Below are 807 nucleotides of genomic sequence, written 5' to 3' on the forward strand. Positions count from 1 at the left end.
CTGAACGACTTTGCGCAGACTGCGAACAACCTCTCGGGCGCCGGCAGCATCACGCTCGGTTCAGCGACGCTGTCCGCGAACGACAGCGCAACCAGCACGACATTCACGGGTGTCATCAGCGGTACGGGTGCGTTGGACAAGACCGGCGCGGCGACCCTGACGCTCTCTGGTGCCAATACTTACAGCGGCGGCACGACGCTCGACGCAGGCACGCTGACGATGGGCAACGCCAGCGCGCTGGGTACCGGTATCCTGGCGATGGCCGCAGGCACCACCCTGGACTTCCTCGGCAGCTATACGGTGAATAACGCGGTCACTGTCAGCGGCGATCCGACCTTCAATGTCAACACCGGCCTGACCACCACCTGGACCGGCAGCATCAGCGACGGTACCGCCCCCGGGGTTCTGGACAAGATCGGCGCCGGCGCGCTGACCCTGAGCGGCGTGAACACCTATACCGGCGGCACGACGCTCGACGCCGGCACGCTTGCCATCACTAACGGGCAGGCTGTCGGCACGGGTGTTGTCACCGATAACGCGACATTCAACCTTGCGTTTGCAACGAGCGATACGCTGGCCAACCAGATCCTGGGTTCCGGGACGCTGCAGAATACCGGCGCCGGAACGGCGACGCTCACCGGCGCAGGCTCTTCGGTCGGTGCAGTGGATGTGCAGGCGGGTACATTGGCGCTGGCGCAGAATGGCGTGTTCACGGCGGGTGCCTACACGACGCAGACCGGCGCGAGCACGGCCATCGGCGGGACTTCCCAGCTGGCGGTGAGCGGTGCGCTCACGCAGGCCGCCGGT

The 807-nt window shown here is 66.2% G+C and carries 1 protein-coding gene; it reads left to right on the forward strand.

Annotation, left to right across the window (positions count from 1 at the left end; all coding sequences use genetic code 11):
* Positions 1–807: autotransporter-associated beta strand repeat-containing protein (locus PQR02_RS40605; protein ID WP_408243416.1), on the forward strand; the 807-nt coding region annotated here is incomplete at both ends.

The organism is Paraburkholderia sediminicola (assembly GCF_046026895.1).
GTDB lineage: Bacteria > Pseudomonadota > Gammaproteobacteria > Burkholderiales > Burkholderiaceae > Paraburkholderia > Paraburkholderia sediminicola_C.